Origin of the sequence: Acetobacter syzygii (assembly GCF_000964225.1) — a bacterium.
In the GTDB taxonomy this organism is placed as follows: Bacteria; Pseudomonadota; Alphaproteobacteria; order Acetobacterales; family Acetobacteraceae; genus Acetobacter; species Acetobacter syzygii.
Window position 1 is genome coordinate 1 of sequence record NZ_BAMZ01000035.1, and the last position, 251, is coordinate 251.

General features: G+C 53.4%; 1 protein-coding gene. It reads right to left on the reverse strand.

Annotation, left to right across the window (positions count from 1 at the left end; genetic code table 11):
* Positions 1–251 (reverse strand): hypothetical protein (locus Absy_RS12645; protein ID WP_219810137.1); only part of this gene is annotated, 251 nt, incomplete at both ends.

Genomic DNA, 251 nt, shown 5'->3' on the forward strand with positions numbered 1-251 from the left:
ATCACAAGCCTGACCGCCAACGGATGTTAAAAGAACGACATCCGTGTTGCCGGATTCCGCGATTTTCTGGACGAAAAGCGCACTGTTACCTGCAATTTTCGGCGTTGTGGGCTGGCCGTGAATCAGCAAAGTGTTGAGAGGGCCATTACCAGAGGCCAAGCCATAACGGGTCTGGTCTTCGCGTGGTGAATCGGCCTTTGCAGACGTCAAGAGCGCCGCCCCACATGATAAAACGGCGACTGTCATAATAG